Raw genomic sequence first — 18,670 nt, 5'->3', positions numbered from 1 at the left:
AACTTATTTTAAACATTTGGGGAAACTTTGAACTATTAGCTCCATACACTTGGTAAAGATGGGACAAAAGTAGAATTGTTACACTAAATTATACAAACAATTAACGTTATCAAATATCCATCGTCCATTTTAAGGGCATCCTCAAGTTTCTTAGACCAGAGAAACAAAGAATAATCAGCCTGAAACACAATGAAAATATAGGGCATAAAAAAACCACGCCTAATGGCGTGGTTATAACGGTATACCAATAAAATAGTTTAAGAGTTGATTATCTTCTCTTGGTGATTTATGGATTCCTGGTGAATTGCCTTAAACATCTTTAAAACAAATTCCTCACTTAATCCCTTTGCTTCCCCTTCCAGTATCATTGCACCTAAAATCTGATTCCACCTATTGGATTGTAAAACAGCAACATTTTTTTGTTTCTTTAACAACCCTATACTGTCAGAGATCTTCATTCGTTTGCCAAGCATTTCGATCAACTGGCTATCAAGAACATCTATTTGCGCTCTTAGGTTACTAAGTTGACTAGTATACTCTGCTTCCGAATCGGACTCTTTTCTAATTTTCAAATCCCTCATAATCTGGATCAATTTGGCCGGAGTTACCTGTTGTGCGGCATCACTCCATGCGTTATCTGGATCGAAATGGGTTTCGATCATAAGACCGTCAAAATTAAGGTCCAAGGCAGTTTGTGAAACATCAAAGATCATTTCCCTGTTCCCTGTAATGTGCGAAGGATCATTTATAAGAGGTAAATCGGGAAATTTATTTTGAAACTCAATGGCCAATTGCCATTCGGGAATGTTCCTATATTTAGTTTTTTCATAAGTAGAGAAACCTCTATGTATGGCACCTAGATTTTTAACACCGGCAGTATATAATCTTTCGATTCCCCCTAGCCATAAAGCCAAATCTGGATTTACCGGGTTCTTTACCAATACAATTTTATCCGTTCCGGCCAAAGCATCTGCAATTTCTTGCATTATAAATGGACTAACAGTTGATCTTGCTCCTATCCACAATAAATCAACGTCATGCTCCAATGCCAACTTCACATGGGCAGCATTAGCTACTTCTGTACAGGTTTTCATACCGGTTTCGGCCTTAACTTTTTGCAACCACTTTAAACCTAAAGCCCCCACCCCTTCAAACATTCCAGGACGTGTTCTTGGCTTCCAGATACCGGCACGATAGTAATTTACATCGGTATCTTTTAACTCATTGGCAATTCGAAGCACTTGCTCCTCTGTTTCCGCACTACATGGCCCGGCAATTACTAACGGATGGTCCAATTTCATATCGTCCAACCATGTTCTCATTTCTTTTAAATTTTCCATTTCTTTACTCTATTTTTTGTTAAGTGGTATTCCGTTTAATATTTCCTTTATTTTATTCGTACTATTCATTTCCTTATAGATTCCTTCATAATCATCGGCTATCAACATTGCTTTGAACTCCTTCAAATTATGTATGTACTCCCTCAAGGTTTCCACTACATTTTCCTTGTTCTGCCTAAAAATTGGAGTCCACATGGCCGGTGAACTCTTTGCCAATCGCACAGTGCTTTCGAATCCACTGCCCGCCATATCAAAAATATCACGTTCATTCCTTTCTTTCTCAATAACCGTCTTTCCCAACATAAAGGAACTAATGTGTGACAAATGTGAAACGTAGGCAATGTGCTTATCATGTGCCTCCGGATTCATATAACGTATCCGCATCCCTAATTGCTGAAAAAGTTCCAAAGCCATTTCCTGTAATTTAAAGGCCGTTTTTTCTATTTCGCAAATGATATTGGTCTTTCCCATAAACAAACCTTCCAGGGCCGCAGAGGGACCCGAAAACTCGGTTCCCGCAATAGGATGGCAAGCCAAGAAATTTCTTCGCTTGGGATGGTTTTCAACAACCTTGCAAATGAGGGATTTTGTAGACCCTACATCAAAAACCACCGTGTCGTCATCAATGGCATCCAATATTTTGGGTAGTTCCTGGACCATAACATCCACTGGAATCCCCACTATTACGAAATCGGCCTGGTTCAGTTGACCATAATCTGCCTTTTCATCGATCAAAGATAATGACAAAGCCTCTTCCAAGTGCCTCTCATTGGCATCAATGCCGTAAATTTTGGAATCCGGCCTGTTACGCTTAATGTCCTTGGCCAGAGAACCGCCAATTAATCCGATACCGATTACAAATACATTCATACTATCTATCATTAATTCCAAAATGTGGAACACCTACAATAATCCAACTAAAAATTGGTAAATTCAATTATTATCGATTAACTCTAAAAAGACCTCGTCCCCCAACCAATATGAAGTAAACAACATGATCTTAATTTAAATTATTTTTCAAAACCTATTTATCGCTTCTTTAATCTTATCTGCCGTAACACATAATGAGAATCGAATATAACCCTCCCCATTTGAGCCAAAAATGGTTCCCGGAGTAATAAAAATATTCTTGTCATAGAGCACCTCATCAATGAACTTTTCGGAAGACGAAACCCCTTCTGGCAATTTCGCCCAAACAAACATCCCTACAGACTCCTTATCATAAGCACACTGCAGCTTATCGGCCAAGGCGAACATTAATTGCCGTCGCTCATGATACACCGCATTTAATTCACTAAACCAAGATTCGCTACTGTTTAAAGCGGCGATGGCTCCTTTTTGGATACCATAAAACATCCCGGAATCCATATTGCTCTTTACCTTTAGGACAGCGTTAATATGCTCACTGTTCCCCAGAACCATCCCAACTCGCCAACCCGCCATATTGAAGGTCTTGCTCAAGGAATTCAGTTCCAAAGCCACATCCATAGCCCCATCAATCTCCAAAATACTTATAGGGCTTTGATTGAGCACAAAACTATAGGGATTGTCATTGACCAATAAAATCTCGTTTTCCTTGGCAAATGCCACAAGATCGGTCAATTGATCCCTACTAGCCGTAGCGCCTGTCGGCATATGCGGATAACTGGTCCACATTATCTTTACCTTGGAAAGGTCTTGCCTCTTCAATACTTCCAAATCTGGAAACCAACCATTTTTACCGGTCAAATCATAATATCTCGGCACTGCCCCAACCAAATTGGTTACCGATGTGTATGTAGGATACCCAGGATTGGGAATCAACACCTCATCCCCAGGGTTTAAAAAGGCCAGACTAATGTGCATGATGCCTTCCTTGGACCCCATCAAGGGCAATACCTCGTTCTGAGGATTTACAGTTACACCAAATTTGTTCTTGTAGAAAGATGAAAACGCTTCCCTAAGCTCTGGCAAGCCCTGATAGCTCTGATATTGATGTGCGCCATCATGGCTCAATGCCTCTTTGACCGCGTTTTGCACTTCTACGGACGGCTCCAAATCAGGACTTCCTATACCCATGTTTATAATAGGCCTTCCTTCCGCCATTAACCCCCTTACCTCCCTAAGTTTTTTGGAAAAGTAGTATTCCTCAACTGTATTTAATCTATTTGCCGCAATCATATTATTCTAGCATTTTTATATTCACCCAATACTTTAAATTCTTCAGCCATAATTTCCAACAAAGCCTTGGCTTTAGAGAAATGTTTATACTTTTCAAAAGTTACATCAACGAAGAAGGAATACTTCCATGGCGTCTGAATTACAGGAAGGGATTGTATTTTTGTAAGGTTCAAGTTACAATCGCTCATCACATTCAATATGGCGGCAAGACTACCGCGCTTATGATCTGTGATGAATCTTACCGAAGCCTTATTGATCTCCTCTTCCGGCAGGGCCTTATTTTGCGTCTTTACAATAATAAACCTTGTGGCATTATCCTTAATGGTCTGTATTTCAGAATGTATAATCTCCAAATCGTACAATTCGGCCGCCACTTTTGGCGCAATGGCTGCGACCCCTTTTAACTGATTTTCTTGGATTCTCTTGGCCGTTTCAGCTGTATCTATATCTTCAACAAGCTTAATATGCCCGTAATTTTTAAAAAACTCATTGCACTGTAGCAGTGCCATAGGATGGGAACGGACCTCCTGAATATCGGCAATGGTCTGCCCCTTTAAAGCCATCAAGTTATGATGTATATTTAGATATTGTTCCCCAATTATATGCAGGTTTTTATGGAAGACCAGGGCGTAGTTGGGTATAATAGACCCTGCAATGGAATTCTCTATGGCCATTACCCCCTTATCCGCTGTTTTATTAATCAAATGATCTACCAAAATATCGAAGGATGAACATTCCACGAAGGTAACATCATCACCGAAATAATCCTTCGCCACTTGATGATGGTTAGAACCTTTAATACCTTGTATTGCAACTTTTAATTTCACCCTTTTTATAATTATCTTCTTATCTATCAAAGACTTACTACTCAACTCCTTTATAACCCCACCTTAAATCCGAAAGTTATATCCAAAAAAAAAGTCCTGGTTTTCACAGGACTTCTATCTATTATATATTTAAAAATATGCTAGAACAGTCCCTTACCTCCCTTAAAAAAGAAGTAAAAATAAAAACCATTCCAGAAATATTGCTTTGTCATTTTTCTTGTAAAACTCCGGCTAAATTAATAATTAAATTTATAAATCGGCATTAACACTAACATTTTTTTATTTATTTCAGTTTAAAGCAATAAATAATACCGATTAACCCCCCAAACCGGTATATTTTTACGAATTACGAAGAACAAATCCCGATATACATCTTTTTTAATACCAAAAATGTATCACTGAAGGCCCATATTTTATCATATTAATAATTAAAACTAGGTTTCATTAATTTGCTTTATTTTTGATAAAAAGAATAGGCATGTCCATCATAGCAAATAACATTACCAAATTTTTCGGGAAACAAAAAGCACTGAACAAGGTTTCCTTTACCATAGAAAAAGGGGAAATAGTGGGCTTTTTAGGTCCCAATGGGGCCGGGAAATCCACAATGATGAAAATATTGACTACCTATCACACCGCAGATGAAGGTAAGGCCGAGGTTAATTCATTTGATGTGCAAAGTGAAAAGAAAAATGTTCAAAAGAGCATAGGCTACCTACCCGAACACAATCCACTTTATTTGGATATGTATGTAAAGGAATATCTTGCTTTTAATGCGGAAGTCTACAAAGTAGATAAACAGAGAATCAACACGGTAATAGATCAAACCGGTCTTACCCCAGAGGCGAACAAAAAGATTGGGCAACTTTCCAAAGGCTATAGGCAAAGGGTTGGATTGGCTGCCGCCCTTCTTCACGACCCGGAGGTTTTAATCCTAGACGAGCCCACAACCGGTCTAGACCCCAATCAATTATTGGAAATCAGAAAATTGATTCGTGAAATTGGTAAAGAAAAGACCATTCTACTGTCCACACATATTATGAAAGAGGTTGAAGCGGTATGTGATAGGGTAATTATCATTAATAAGGGCACTCTTGTGGCCGACAAAAAACTTTCAGAATTGCGCGACGGGCAGGACCAAGTTTTACTGGTCGAATTCGACTTTAGGGTGGAAGAAGCATTTCTAAATAAATTGCCCAATGTAATAATGGTTAAAAATATTGGTGGGTTTGTTTATGAGATCACTTTTAACACTTCATATGATATGCGACCTGCCGTGTTCGACTTTGCCCATGACAACCAATTAAAAACCCTTCAATTAAGTAGGAAAAACAAGAATCTGGAGAGTTTATTTAGTGAACTGACCCTTTAGGGTCAAAAGTATTATTGGCAGGCAAAAACTGGAACTATATTTTTTGAATTATAGGATTAAAGGCCTTGGAAGCAACAAGAACCTGATCCCCTACCTTTAAAAGTTCGGCCTCCTTCGGGTCTGAGACGACCCTAATTATATCATTCCCTATAAGGACAGAAATTACATATAACACATCTTCCTTTTGTATCTTTAATACTTCCCCTGAAAATCTGAATTTGGCACTGGTCTTGTTCAACCCAAAAAAATCCGTGGCTGTACCTTTCTTAACTACGCTACCATTTTGAAGCTCAAATACGCTATCCGATAGTTTAACTATTTCCGCAATATCATGACTTACCAATATTGTGGTTAGTTTATATTTCTTATGAACTTTCAATAAATACTCCTGTAGCTTTATCCGCATTTTTAAATCCAAGGCCGATAAAGGTTCGTCCAATATTAATATTTCAGGTCGCTGAACCAATGCCCTGGCCAATGCCACTCGCTGTTTTTGTCCGCCAGACAGGGTTTCGGGTTTTCTTTGTTGCAATTCGACAAGCTCTGCAAATTCCAATAACTCCTCAATTATGGCTCTATCCTGATTTTTCTGAAGGGCGTATTCCAAATTTTGACGAACGTTCATGTTGGGAAAGAGGGCATAATCCTGAAATACGTACCCTACCTTACGCTGTTGGGGTTTAAGGTCAATATTTTCTTGACTGCTAAACCAAGTTGCTTCACCCACTTCAATAGTTCCACTGTCTGGCCTTAACAAGCCACTGAGCATTCTTAAAGTAGAGGTTTTTCCCGCCCCTGATTCCCCGAATAGGGTAACAAATTCACCCTTTTCTATGGTCAATTGCAAATCCAGGACCATTTTTCCTCCGGCAGATTGCAAGGTTTTTTTTAGGTTTAACCGTATCATTGGGCAAAACGTTTAAAATATCCCCCATTGGTTAGATAAACCAGTAACAGAATTACAAAAGTTACGGAAAACAAAATCAATGAATAACTATTGGCAGCGGCATAATTAAGCGCCTCCACTTCATCATATATCGCAATAGAGGCCACTTTGGTCTTTCCGGGCATATTCCCCCCAATCATCAGCACTACACCAAACTCTCCAACAGTATGGGCAAAGGAAAGCACAATGCCAGTTAAAAGGGAAGGCTTAATATTGGGCAATAAAATTTTCAATAGTGTCGTCATTTTTGATTTTCCCATGGTATAGGAAGCCTCCTTTAATGTGGAAGGAAGGGAGGAAAGTCCCGCTTGGATGGGTTGCACCATAAACGGTAAGCTATAAATGACCGAAGCCACCACCAAACCTCCAAAAGAGAATATGAGCTTTATACCTAGGTATTCATTCAACCAATTTCCAAAGGCATTTTCTGGACTAAAGGCCACCAGCATATAAAACCCCAGTACAGTAGGTGGCAGCACCAATGGCATGCTCACCAAGGTTTCCAAGACGGGCCTTATTTTGGATTTGGTACTTGACAGCCAATTGGCAATGGGAATGGAAACCACAAACAATATCGCCGTGGTAACCACCGCAAGTTTAAAGGTAAGGACCAAAGGTTGCCAATCCATTATGGTGCCAATATTATTTCGTTCAATTTAACCAAAATCATAACGTTCGTCTTTTCAACCAATCCCATCTGCCTTACACTCATAGTACTTATTAGAGCAATGACCTCACCTATTCTGGTCTCCAAAATCAATCTGCTCAACAATACGCCCACTTCTATATGTGTAATATTCCCTGCAATTCTATTCTCTATACTAATATTCAATTCCTTTTGGGTAGAGACAGCAACCTCCGTTTCCTTAAACAAGACATTTACCTTATTACCGCTTTTCAAATAAGGGGCAGATTCAGGGGTATCTATGACCACGGACATTAACTCCTCACCACTATCCATCGTAACAAAAACAATGGACATTGTTCCATTGGTTTTAACCTCCTTTATTTGAGCCGGAAAACTATTCATCTACCAAATATCCAAATTCTTTTAATATCCCTTTGGCTTCAACTGAAAAAAGAAAATTATAATAGCCTTGGGCATCCTGATTAGTTTCTTCTTTACGATTTACAAGCACTACACCTTGATTAATATTGGAGTAGAGTGATGGATCTATTATAATCCAACTCCCTTTTCCTTTCAGTTCTGGCGATAAAACTGTTGATAAGGCCGTAAAACCAATTTGTGCTGCCTTGGAAATGATAAATTGATCGGTCTGGCCTACACTTTCCCCAAAAACCAATTTAGGCGCCAAGATTTCATTCAGGCCGTAATGTATTAAAACTTCTTGGGCGGCAACACCATAAGGGGCAGTTTTGGGATTTGCCAAAGCAATGTGTTCTAAAGCTGGATCCGAGAGCGCATCAATTGAAACAGTGATATTCTCCATCATTGACCAAAGCACCAATTTTCCCTTGGCATAGACTTTAGGAGCATTCTTTGCTTTTCCACCGTCATAAATGGCCTGCGGATATTTCATATTGGCCGCAACAAAAATATCGTAGGGCGCACCTTCCATAATCTGCGCCGTCAACTTTCCCGAAGATCCAACAATTATTTCGCATTCCACTCCAGATTTTAGGGTATAGGCATTTGTCAAGGCCACCATGGTCGATTCCATATTGGCCGCAGTAGCTATAACAATTTTTCTGTTGTGATTCTTCTGACATCCTACAAATATGAAGATCAACAACATTGCTCCCAGCCATCTCCAATTGCACCCCTTGATTATTCTTTGGACGTTAAACATTTTTTATTGGATAAATTTTGACCTTCAAAAGTGAGGGGTTAGAGGTCTAATTAGATTTCCTCCCCCGAAATAAGTTTACGCACACTTATCCAAAACATGTTCAATACAGCGGTGGAATCGGCGGAAAGTTCTGACAGCAACAATAAATTTCTTTCAAAATTCTTCATCTCCCCATTTGCAGATCTTTCATCGGATTCTGTAAAATAAGCCATATTCCAATCGCCAAAGTTCCTTCCATTATTCTTGCCTTCCCACAACAATGTTACATCGCTATGCCTTTTATCCTGCCTAATATCCTCAAACAAGGATTGTATATGCCTCTTTTCACCTTCAATTATTTGAACAAAGGAAAATTTATGAAAAACTAGGCAACCAGTAACACCTATGGCCTTATTACGCTCACGGGATGTTTCCAAAATGCCGCTAATAATTTCTTCAGAAACATCCGGGGTAGCTCTGGAAAAATAAGACAGTTGGTACATTAAAACTATTTTGGGGCAAAATACAAAAATTATGTAGTTTCACTAGTTTGCGCCATACAGTAAAATAAATTAATCAGCCACCTGTGCATACTCTGTCCATGAACCGTCATAAACCTTATTGTGGTTTTTCAAACTCATTTCGCTCGCCATTAGTACGATGCATGCCGTTACACCGGATCCACAACTAAACACCAAGGGCCGCCCCTCCCCTTCCAAATCAGCAAAAACTTCTTTCAACTCGTTCAAGGGTTTGAACTTCCCGTCCTTAAGAACAGTTTCATAAGGAATATTAATGGAGTTTGGAATATTACCCCTTCTCAATTCCTTCCTCGGCTCCGCAACAAGACCATGGAAGCGATCGGAGGAACGGGCATCTATGACCAAGGCCTTATTAGTTTTCAGATTATCGCTTATCCCTTCAAAGTTCACCACCATATCCGGATTGAAAACTGCCTTAAAATTACCAGTTCCATAATTCAATCCAACTACTTTTTCTGTGCCATACCCCGCTTTCTTCCATTCCGGAAAGCCTCCATCCAAAACACTAACATTCTGATGCCCCATAACTTTAAACATCCACCAAGCCCTGGGGCTCACATAAATTCCAAAATGATCGTAGACCACAATCTTACTGGATTTATTAATACCCAATTTTCTACAGGACTGCTCAAATTGGTCCTGACTTGGAAGCATATTCGGAAACGGGCTGTTTTTATCACTGAATTCGTTTTCCAGGTCAAAAATACGAGCCCCAGGTATCTTTAGATCATCCAATTGCGAAACGGCTGGATCATAGCGTAGACGGACATCCAAAATTATAATTTCGGGCATGTCCAAATTTTGGTTTAGCCAAGAGGCAGACACTAGCATATCTTTCATTTCCAACTTTTTTATTTAACCGATATTTTCAAATACGCCATAACGGCATCATCTCCCTGCAGGGCATTCTTGGGCCTAGGACTATCCTTTCCAAAAACCATTAAATCCTCTGGAGGCAAAATAGTAACAAAATCTTCCTTATAACCTTCAGCGTAGGGTATTTTGCCGGCATTTAGATCTAGGTGATGGTCAAAAAAATTGTAAAGGGTAGTTCTTTTGTTATATCCGTAATCGTGCCTTTCCGCCGGTAAATGAACATTTTCCACTTTGTGTTCAGCATTATACAGAGCATATACCTTTTGAATGTAAGGATACTCTATTCTTGGCGTGTTTCGTGTCCAGTCGGCACCATCAGAAACCAACAATAAAGGTCTGGGGGCGCAAAGCGCAGCAATTTCCACATTATTGGTTTGGTGATCGGTACTTTTGTGTATTGGCATACCGCTTTCACAAACACATCCTCCAAAAAAGTGGGCAGAAACCTGTACCACAGGAGCCGCTACTTTTATACGGTCATCTATGGCCGTTAAGACAAAGGTTTGTGTACCGCCTCCAGAAGCACCTGTCATCCCTATACGTTCCGAATCCACATCGGGTCTGGACAGCAAGTATTCCAAGACCCTTTTACTGTTCCAGGTCTGCAAGAGCAAGGCAATTGGCATCTTGTGGTTTACCTGGGTACTTTCTGCGTAACCCACCATATCATAGGCAAAAACCACAGCTCCCATTCTAGCCAAAGCGGCACACCGCCATTGAATGTAATCTGTATACCTCTTATCCTTCATATGACCATGCGGACTAAGAATGGCCGCATACTTGCCTTTTTCTTCCACAGGCCTATATAGGTTGCCCGTAACAAAGAAACCAGGAAAGCTCTCTATAGCAATATTTTCTACAATATAACCGTCCATAACCCTGGTATTCCTGATAATGGGATTAAAGTTGCCCGTTATTTGCGGAATCTTGTACAGTTGCATACCCTCAATAATCCCCTTCTTAATTCTTAATGCCCTTTGTTCCCACGATTCCAGATCGTTCCATTCGGAGGCAAATTTTTTCAAGACAATATTTGCCTCATCCTCTGTCCAATAACTTCCCACACACAACATATTATCCTGAGCCCAAACCGTTAAACCAAATAAAGTAATCGCAATTAGACTTATTAGTTTTTTCATCTATTTCAGAAGTTAATAGTTTATATTATTACTCAGTTACAATAAACCTACTTATCGGACAGTGTGCCGCACAGATCATCCAACTAGGAATACCCAGACATTCCAATTGTATTCCCCCAAATATAACCTGCTAACTAAAATACTGTTTTTCCCCCATTGTTTTCAGTATTTTGTTATCAAGTTCAATTAGCCCCAAAACATCAAAAAACAACTTCTTTGCCGAAGTTGATTTTAGGATAGCCAACTTATCGCTATTTCCCTATGTAACACGCTACCATTATTTTTAACATGATCTTTGTTTTTTTTGGTAAATTGTGGAACTGCAACCAAAAACGTTCATATGTTTCCAAACCAAATTACCGCCAAAACCTTAGTAATTATTATGGCACTAGGTTCCCTTGCCTCCTGCAAGGAACAACCAAAGGCCAATATCGATTTTTTATCACTTTCAGAACAGGAAAAAAGAAACCCCGAATATGCCTTAGCCGCCATGGAGGTCGAGGAGGGTTTAAATCTTGAGCTCTTTGCTTCGGAACCTATGGTTACCAACCCTACCAATATGGCCATTGATGCCAAAGGCAGAATTTGGGTCTGCGAGGCCAAAAATTACAGATTGTTCGCCAATCCGGATAATACCTATGACGATAGTGGAGATCGAATCTTAATCCTTGAGGACACCAATGGAGATGGCAAAGCGGACACCTCCAAGGTTTTCTACCAAGGGGAGGACATCAATGCCGCCTTGGGCATCGCTGTTTTGGGTAACAAGGTAATCGTATCCGTAAGTCCCAAAGTTTTTATTTTTACCGACGAGAATGGAGACGATCTACCGGATTCCAAAGAAATCCTATTCCAAGGTATAGAAGGTGTAGACCATGACCACGGAGTTCATGCTTTTGTTTTTGGACCAGATGGGAGGCTTTATTTCAACTTCGGTAATAATGGAAAGCAATTATTGGATAAAAATGGTGAGGTTGTTTTGGACATGCACGGTCAAGAAATAGTGGGGAATGGCCAACATTATAGGGAAGGGATGGCTTTTAGAATGAATATGGACGGAACAAATTTGGAAGTCCTAGGACACAATTTCAGGAACCCTTATGAAATTGCCATTGACTCCTATGGAGGTTTATGGCAATCTGATAATGACGATGACGGCAATAGGGGTACTCGCATAAACTATGTTATGGAATATGGCAATTATGGATATAGGGACTTATTATCCGGTGCAAGCTGGCGAGAAAGAAGAACCGGATGGCATAACGATATCCCCAAAAGGCATTGGCATTTAAACGACCCGGGAACCGTCCCCAACTTGTTACAGACCGGATCTGGTTCCCCATGTGGCATTCTTGTTTATGAGGATAAAATGTTGCCTCAGAAATTTCAAAATCAACCCATACATGCCGAACCTGGCCATAATGTGGTCCGCGCCTATATAATAGGCGAATCGGAGGCAGGTTATACCGCAAAAATTGAAAATCTGGTAAAGAGTAAAGACGATTGGTTTAGACCGGATGATGTGACCACAGCTCCTGATGGCTCCCTTTTTATTTCCGATTGGTATGATGGCGGTGTTGGAGGGCACAAGGCAGAAGACATTGCACGGGGAAGGATTTACCGATTGTCCACTGGCTCGGATTATAAAGTTGCGGACATAGACCCCAAGACCGAGGAAGGAGCGGTTAAAGGACTTCTTTCCGGTAACATGGACCTTTTTTATCAGTCGTGGCAAAAATTACATTCCATGGGCGAGGCCGCCCAACCATTTTTAACGGAATTAAGGGAAAAAGGAGGTATAGCCAAAGCTCGGGCATTATGGCTAGGATTGCATATTCCAACCAAAAGTAATGACTATATAGAATTGGCATTACTGGATGAAGACCCTAAATTTAGAATGCAGGGAATCCGTATGGCCAGGTTTAAAGGCAAAGAAAGTCTTGAGAAATATCTATCCCTTTTGGAAAACGATAAATCGCCCCAAGTAAGAAGGGAAGCGGCAATTGCACTCAGGTTTATAGGCACGGAAGCGGCTGCGGAACTATGGGCCAATTTGGCCGTTCAGCATAACACTGGCGATAGATGGTATTTGGAAGCCTTGGGCATTGGGGCGGATAAGTTCCCAGAGCTGTATTTTAAAGCCTGGAGAAACAAGGTTGGGGAAAATTGGAAAAGTGAAGCCGGAAAAGAAATAGTCTGGCGCATCCGGGCCAAAGAATCGGTTCCCATGTTGGTATCCTTAATTAAAGACCAAACTGTACTGCCTACAAAATTGGCTTCCTATTTTAGGGCCCTGGATTTTAAGGATCATCCGAACAAAGACAACTACCTAATGGAAATGCTCGGTTGGAACCACCCCCTTAAAAGCCAAATCCAAGCATACGCTATAGGGCAAATGGATGCCAAATTTGTATATAGTTCGCCCAAACACATTAAAATGGTCAAGGAAGTGCTTCCCAAGATTGAAGGAACCCCAGAATGGATTATGGCCATCAAAAATTTAGAGTTAAAGAACCAGAACGAGGCCTTGTTTAGAGTATTGGCCAACGGGTCCAATACAGATATCGGCAAGGAAGCCGCCAACCTATTGCTTAATAATAACGGAGCGACACTGATCGACACCTTCCTTCATTCCCAAGAACCGGAATCTTCCAAAATTGCGGTATTGGAAAGGCTAAACGGAATATCCAATCCAACTGCCGTTGCACTGCTCAAGGAGAACATTGGCTCTCAGGATTTGGGCCATGCACTAACCAGAAAAATGATAGAAACACTTGGTAATACAGGAGCCGGACAGGAAGAATTATACCAAATGCTAAAAGAAGACAGACTGGCTGAAGATTACAAAACTACTGCCGTTTTAAAGCTGATGACCAGTTGGAACAATGAGATCAGAACCAACGCACCTAAATTCTTAAGTTCTCAAGAAGATGGAGCGCTGGACATTTCCAAATTGGTGGAACTTAGGGGTAATGCCTCCCATGGCAAGGAAGTATACAGTACCTATTGTAGTTCCTGTCATATGGCTGCAGGTAATGGCATAGAATTCGGACCAGAATTGTCGGATATAGGCAATAAGCTTTCAAAGCAATTTTTATATTCCAATATTATCTACCCCAGTGCTGGTATCAATTTTGGTTTCGAAGGCTATTCTTTTAGGATGAATGATGGCAAAACCTATACAGGATACATCTTAAGCAGGACAGAGGATGAAATAACCATTAAGATGATGGGCGGCACCCAAAAGACCTTGGAATTACAGGATATAAGTGAACAGGAGTCCCTAGAACAATCTCTAATGACAGAAGGCTTGGCCCATATTATGCCAGAGGAAGACTTAGTGGATTTGGTAGCCTATTTGGAGACCCTAAAGGTAGCAAGGGAGGAACAATAGAATATCCAAATACAAAGCTTCGTGTGAACAGGGGGATCCATCAGATTGCTGGGAGTGCCAGTTACGTAATTCCAAAGGTTTACCACCTACAAACACCCTAAACCACAATATGACCAAAGAAAAAAGCCATGCGTTTGCATGGCTTTTCTTAAAACATTTTATTGATGGATTAGAAACCTAATTGCTTCTTAACCTCTGGCAAAATATCCTTTCCTTTGGCTACAATAAGTCCACTACCTTGGGTAGCATCCATTACGTAGTCAATTCCTTGGGCCGCCGCCACAGCTTCAATAGCTTTTTTGGCCTTTTCGGTGATAGGGCCTAAAAGTTCGCCTTGTTTCTTTTGTAATTCTTGTGAGGCAGTCTGTTGCGCCTCACCAATGTTCTTTTCAAAACCTTGTAGTTCCAAAGCTCTTTTCTGATTCTCCTCTTCAGACTTTGAGGATGATTCATTTTTATATTGCGTGTACTTGTTTTGAAGTTCGGTCATGGAACTTTCAATATCCGCCCTATAAGTTTCCTGTAATTTCTTAAGTTCCGCTTCGGCTGCTTTCATCTCCGGCATTTCAGACAACAATTTCTGTACATCTATGTGCGCAATTTTCGCCTGTGCATTAACAAAACTAGTAGCTGCTACGAACAAAACTATGGCTACTGCTATTTTTTTAATTTGTTTCATGATTTTAATTAATGTTTGAGTGTTAATTTAAAGATTTAGTTATATAAATGTAATTTGGTTTAAACTTAATTCAATTCTATTCATCGCCCTCCGAACTCTCTTCTTCCTCAGAGTCATTTTTACCATTTCTCTCCTCTAATTCCTTCTTTCTTTTTGCTTCCCTTTCTTCCAACAACTTTTTCCTTCTTTCTTCGTACGCCTTTTTACGTTCTTCGCGAATCCTGAGCTGTTCTGCCCGGTTTTCCTCCGCCGTCTTGGTCCTCGCCTCTTCTGCCTGTTTTGCCCTCTCCTGACGTTCTAAAATAGCATCGCTAATTGTTTCTTCCGTTTCCTCATCCTCAATATCTTCGAAACTATTTCTAGCATTTTGCCTATTCTTAGGTGCGCTTATTTTTCTAGTCCGTGAAATACCCCTTAAAACAAGATCGCTAATATCGTGTCTTTTCTCGGAATACAACATTACAACATCTGCCGATTTATCAAAAATAAAATCATATTTTTTATTTGCGCCAATTTTCTGCACTTCATTGAAAACCTGATCTTGAATTGGCTGTATCAATCTTCTTTTTTGAAGCACCAAATCGCCTTCAGGACCAAATCTATCTTGCTGATAATCGAACATCTCCTTTTCCAAGATTTGGATCTCTTCCTGCCTCTCGGAAATCAATTCCTCCGTTAACAGCACTTTCTCTGCCATTAAATCCTTCTTCATCTGATCAATTACCCCCTTCTCCTTATCCAGTTCCAATTTCCATTTCTGGACTTTGGCCGCCAATTGCTCATTGGCCTCCCTGTACTCCTCAACATTTTCAAGGATATATTCCATATCCACATAACCTATCCTAATAGCCCTTTGCGCCGAAATGGTAGCCGCACACATAGTTGCGATTAGAAACAAAAGTACTTTTGATTTAATTCCCATGCTATCTTCTTTTTATACTATAGAAAATATCGTGCCAAAATAACTAAATATTTTAGAATGAACCATTTAAGATATAAAACAATTGCAAATTTCTATATATTAAAACTGTTGTCCAATGATGAAGTGGGTTTGCCAACCGCTAGGTCCTGATGAATTGGGGTTATAATCTTGATCAAATCCATATCCAAAATCAATTCCCAATAATCCAAATGCTGGCATAAAAATACGTAGACCCACTCCGGCAGATCTTTTTAACTCAAACGGATTAAAGTCTTGAAAATTGTTGAAGGCATTTCCTGCCTCTAAAAATACCTGTCCATAAATGGATGCAGATGGTTTTAGTGTCAATGGGTATCTAAGCTCCAAGGAATATTTATTATACACAACTCCACCATCCTGTACCTGCCCACCACTCAATGGATCTGTGCTATATGGTGTTAAGGATTGATTTTCATAACCCCTTAAGGCAATTACATCCCTACCGTCCAAAGTGTAAGCGCCCATACCATCTCCCCCAACATAAAATCTTTCAAACGGAACCTTTCCTACATCTTCGTTATAACTTCCCAAAAATCCAAACTCAGCATTGGATCTCAACACTAAGTCGCCAACCAAAGAAGTGTACCAATCCCCTTTAAAATTAACTTTGTAGAATTCCAGCCATCTAAAGCGTTCCTGGTCTATTCGTTCTATTTCGTCACTATCCAATTCCTCAATAGCCTTTTCCTCATCCTCATTAAGTTGCTCATAATCTATATTATTGAACAAAGAAAAAGGAGGGGTAAACTTGGCGGTTAACTCAAAATTTGAACCTTTTCTAGGATAAATACGACCTCCATCCAACGCGTTTCTTGATATTCCCAAAGTATAGGCTATAGAGTTGGATTTTCCATTCCCGAAATTGAAAAGTCCTAAATTATAATCCTTAAAATTGTACAGCTGGTACCCCAAGGAATGGGATATGGTAAAGTAATCATCTGGCCACAGCACCCTTTTTGCCAAACCTGCCGAAATTCCAGTGATGGAAAACTGCTTACTCTTATCCGGCTTGCTACTTACATAAGGGTTGTAGTAAAACTGTTGGGTTCTGGATAAGGACATATTGAACCTTACCGGTTTTTTACCTCCCAACCACGGCTCGGAGAAATTTAAACTATACACCCTATAGGTCCTACTGGCCTGCAACCGCAGGGCAAAGGTTTGTCCATCCCCCATAGGGACCGGTTTATAGGCCTCCCCATTAAATAAATTCTTCATGGAGAAGTTGCTAAAGGACAATCCAAGGGTTCCTATGAAGCCCCCTCCACCATAACCACCCTGGAGCTCGATCTGGCTGGAACCTGCTTCCACTAAGCTATATGCTATATCCACTGTTCCTGCATTGGGATCAGGATTTTGGATATCCGGCTTTATCTGTTCCGCATCAAAGAATCCTAATTGCCCCAATTCCCTGATACTTCTAATGATATCCGATTTATTATAGCGTTGGCCTGGTCTTGTGCGCAACTCCCTAAAAATAACGTGATCGTTGGTCTTATCATTACCCACTACGGTAACGTGATCTAGAAAAGTCTCTTTACCTTCAATAATTCTAATTTCAAAATTGATGGTATCATTCTCAGCAGAAATCTCCACAGGGTTGATACTGGAGAACAAATAACCGTTATTTTGATATAAATTGGTAAGATCTTGTGCATCGGGCTTGGAGTCATCGGCAATACGTTCGCGCAACAAAACTCCATTATAGGTATCCCCCTTTTTAACTCCCAAAACCTGTGCTAGCTGACGATCCGAATACACAGTATTTCCAACAAAATCTATTTCCCCAAAATAATACTTGTTCCCTTCCTCTACCTTGATCTTCAAATCGATAAGATCATCGGAAACCTTTACAAAGGTATCCGAAATAATACGGGCATCCCTAAAACCTTTTTCCGCATATTTGTCCACGAGGGAAACCAAATCATTATTATAATCTTCCTGAATATATTTGGACTTCTTCCAGAAACGGTAGAACTTTCGTTTCTTGGTCTTTTTCATGGCCTTGCCAAGCTGTTTGTTGGACAACTGCTCGTTACCTTCAAAGACAATATCGTTGATCTTCACCTTATCGCCCTGCTTAACATTTATGACCATAGCCTGTGTATTGGCATCGGTGGTATCCTTTGTAGTAGCAATGGTAACCTTGGCATTTAGATATCCCTTCTTTTTATATTTGTTCTGGATATAATTCTTGGAATTGGCGATTAAACTCTCGGTTATCTTTTTACCCTTTTTAAGATCGGTATCCTTTAAGATTTCCTCTATCTTTCTTTTTTTAACTCCATAAACCGTTACATTGGAAAGTGTTGGCCTCTCTATAATATTCAATTCCAGAAAAACATTTTCCCCTTCAATATTGGTAATATAGAAGCTTATATCCGTAAAAAGTTCCAATCCCCATAATTTATTGATGACGGCACTTATTTCATCGCCGGGAACGGTAATGGGCTGCCCTATCCTTAACCCTGTGTAGGTCTTTACGGTCTGCTCGTTGTAACTTTGCAATCCGGTAACTTCCAATCCCCCAAGAATATACCGTTTACCATCTTCGTAGGAAGTATCCTGTGCCGAGATAACTGTGGTAAAAATTAAGAATAAAAGTGTAATAAAAAGTTCAAGGGACATGAACCTATTCATGCCG

Annotated in this window: 16 protein-coding genes; 2 read left to right on the top strand and 14 right to left on the bottom strand. The window is 40.1% G+C overall.

Features of this window, described 5'->3' with window-relative positions; all coding sequences use genetic code 11:
• Window positions 1-257 precede the first annotated feature (257 nt).
• The 4 genes from BUA60_RS20690 to BUA60_RS20675 form a co-directional block, all read right to left on the bottom strand.
• On the bottom strand, window positions 258-1,340 hold the full coding sequence (locus tag BUA60_RS20690; protein WP_072865156.1) for a bifunctional 3-deoxy-7-phosphoheptulonate synthase/chorismate mutase type II: 1,083 nt from the start codon (window positions 1,338-1,340) through the stop codon (window positions 258-260).
• Window positions 1,341-1,349: 9 nt separating this feature from the next.
• Entirely contained in the window at window positions 1,350-2,210 is an 861-nt protein-coding gene (locus BUA60_RS20685) for a prephenate dehydrogenase (RefSeq protein WP_072865154.1), read from the bottom strand.
• Window positions 2,211-2,357: 147 nt separating this feature from the next.
• Window positions 2,358-3,500 (bottom strand): pyridoxal phosphate-dependent aminotransferase, encoded by a 1,143-nt coding sequence (locus BUA60_RS20680; RefSeq protein WP_072865152.1) that lies wholly within the window; start codon window positions 3,498-3,500, stop codon window positions 2,358-2,360.
• The gene (locus BUA60_RS20675; RefSeq protein WP_072865305.1) at window positions 3,497-4,327 is read right to left on the bottom strand and encodes a prephenate dehydratase; all 831 of its coding nucleotides are present in this window, start codon (window positions 4,325-4,327) and stop codon (window positions 3,497-3,499) included. Before BUA60_RS20675 ends, BUA60_RS20680 begins: the two co-directional genes overlap by 4 nt.
• Before the next feature lie 478 nt (window positions 4,328-4,805).
• Between BUA60_RS20675 and gldA the strand changes: the two genes are divergently transcribed.
• Window positions 4,806-5,699 (top strand): gliding motility-associated ABC transporter ATP-binding subunit GldA, encoded by an 894-nt coding sequence (gene gldA, locus BUA60_RS20670; RefSeq protein WP_072865150.1) that lies wholly within the window; start codon window positions 4,806-4,808, stop codon window positions 5,697-5,699.
• Between the two features lie 34 nt (window positions 5,700-5,733).
• On the opposite strand, the gene BUA60_RS20665 is transcribed toward gldA, so the two are convergent.
• The 7 genes from BUA60_RS20665 to BUA60_RS20635 all read right to left on the bottom strand — a co-directional run bounded on the left by BUA60_RS20665 (window position 5,734) and on the right by BUA60_RS20635 (window position 10,992).
• Window positions 5,734-6,606: an ABC transporter ATP-binding protein gene (locus tag BUA60_RS20665; RefSeq protein ID WP_072865148.1), complete on the bottom strand. Its 873-nt coding sequence runs from the start codon at window positions 6,604-6,606 to the stop codon at window positions 5,734-5,736.
• On the bottom strand, window positions 6,603-7,274 hold the full coding sequence (modB, locus tag BUA60_RS20660) for a molybdate ABC transporter permease subunit (protein WP_072865147.1): 672 nt from the start codon (window positions 7,272-7,274) through the stop codon (window positions 6,603-6,605). Before modB ends, BUA60_RS20665 begins: the two co-directional genes overlap by 4 nt.
• Window positions 7,274-7,627, bottom strand: a complete 354-nt coding sequence (locus BUA60_RS20655; RefSeq protein ID WP_245802597.1) for a TOBE domain-containing protein — start codon at window positions 7,625-7,627, stop codon at window positions 7,274-7,276. Before BUA60_RS20655 ends, modB begins: the two co-directional genes overlap by 1 nt.
• A 40-nt stretch (window positions 7,628-7,667) precedes the next feature.
• Window positions 7,668-8,456 (bottom strand): molybdate ABC transporter substrate-binding protein, encoded by a 789-nt coding sequence (gene modA, locus BUA60_RS20650; RefSeq protein ID WP_084532715.1) that lies wholly within the window; start codon window positions 8,454-8,456, stop codon window positions 7,668-7,670.
• A 50-nt stretch (window positions 8,457-8,506) separates the two neighbouring features.
• Window positions 8,507-8,938, bottom strand: a complete 432-nt coding sequence (locus BUA60_RS20645) for a BLUF domain-containing protein (RefSeq protein ID WP_072865140.1) — start codon at window positions 8,936-8,938, stop codon at window positions 8,507-8,509.
• A 69-nt stretch (window positions 8,939-9,007) separates the two neighbouring features.
• Complete coding sequence (locus BUA60_RS20640) at window positions 9,008-9,817, bottom strand: sulfurtransferase (protein ID WP_072865138.1); 810 nt, start codon at window positions 9,815-9,817, stop codon at window positions 9,008-9,010.
• Between the two features lie 11 nt (window positions 9,818-9,828).
• Window positions 9,829-10,992, bottom strand: a complete 1,164-nt coding sequence (locus BUA60_RS20635) for an alpha/beta hydrolase family protein (RefSeq protein WP_072865136.1) — start codon at window positions 10,990-10,992, stop codon at window positions 9,829-9,831.
• A gap of 340 nt (window positions 10,993-11,332) precedes the next feature.
• Here BUA60_RS20635 and BUA60_RS20630 point away from each other — a divergent pair, with 340 nt between their 5' ends.
• Complete coding sequence (locus BUA60_RS20630) at window positions 11,333-14,386, top strand: PVC-type heme-binding CxxCH protein (protein ID WP_072865134.1); 3,054 nt, start codon at window positions 11,333-11,335, stop codon at window positions 14,384-14,386.
• 169 nt (window positions 14,387-14,555) lie between these two features.
• On the opposite strand, the gene BUA60_RS20625 is transcribed toward BUA60_RS20630, so the two are convergent.
• From BUA60_RS20625 to BUA60_RS20615, 3 genes are all read right to left on the bottom strand, one after another.
• On the bottom strand, window positions 14,556-15,065 hold the full coding sequence (locus BUA60_RS20625) for an OmpH/Skp family outer membrane protein (RefSeq protein ID WP_072865132.1): 510 nt from the start codon (window positions 15,063-15,065) through the stop codon (window positions 14,556-14,558).
• Window positions 15,066-15,141: 76 nt separating this feature from the next.
• Window positions 15,142-15,981 (bottom strand): OmpH/Skp family outer membrane protein, encoded by an 840-nt coding sequence (locus BUA60_RS20620; RefSeq protein WP_072865302.1) that lies wholly within the window; start codon window positions 15,979-15,981, stop codon window positions 15,142-15,144.
• A gap of 105 nt (window positions 15,982-16,086) precedes the next feature.
• A complete protein-coding gene (locus tag BUA60_RS20615) occupies window positions 16,087-18,666 on the bottom strand; it encodes a BamA/OMP85 family outer membrane protein (RefSeq protein ID WP_072865130.1) in 2,580 nt (859 codons plus the stop codon).
• Window positions 18,667-18,670 lie beyond the last annotated feature (4 nt).

This window comes from Arenibacter palladensis (assembly GCF_900129275.1).
Lineage (GTDB): Bacteria > Bacteroidota > Bacteroidia > Flavobacteriales > Flavobacteriaceae > Arenibacter > Arenibacter palladensis.
Note: the sequence above shows the minus strand (reverse complement) of the source record. Positions and strands in the feature narration are given on the sequence as shown.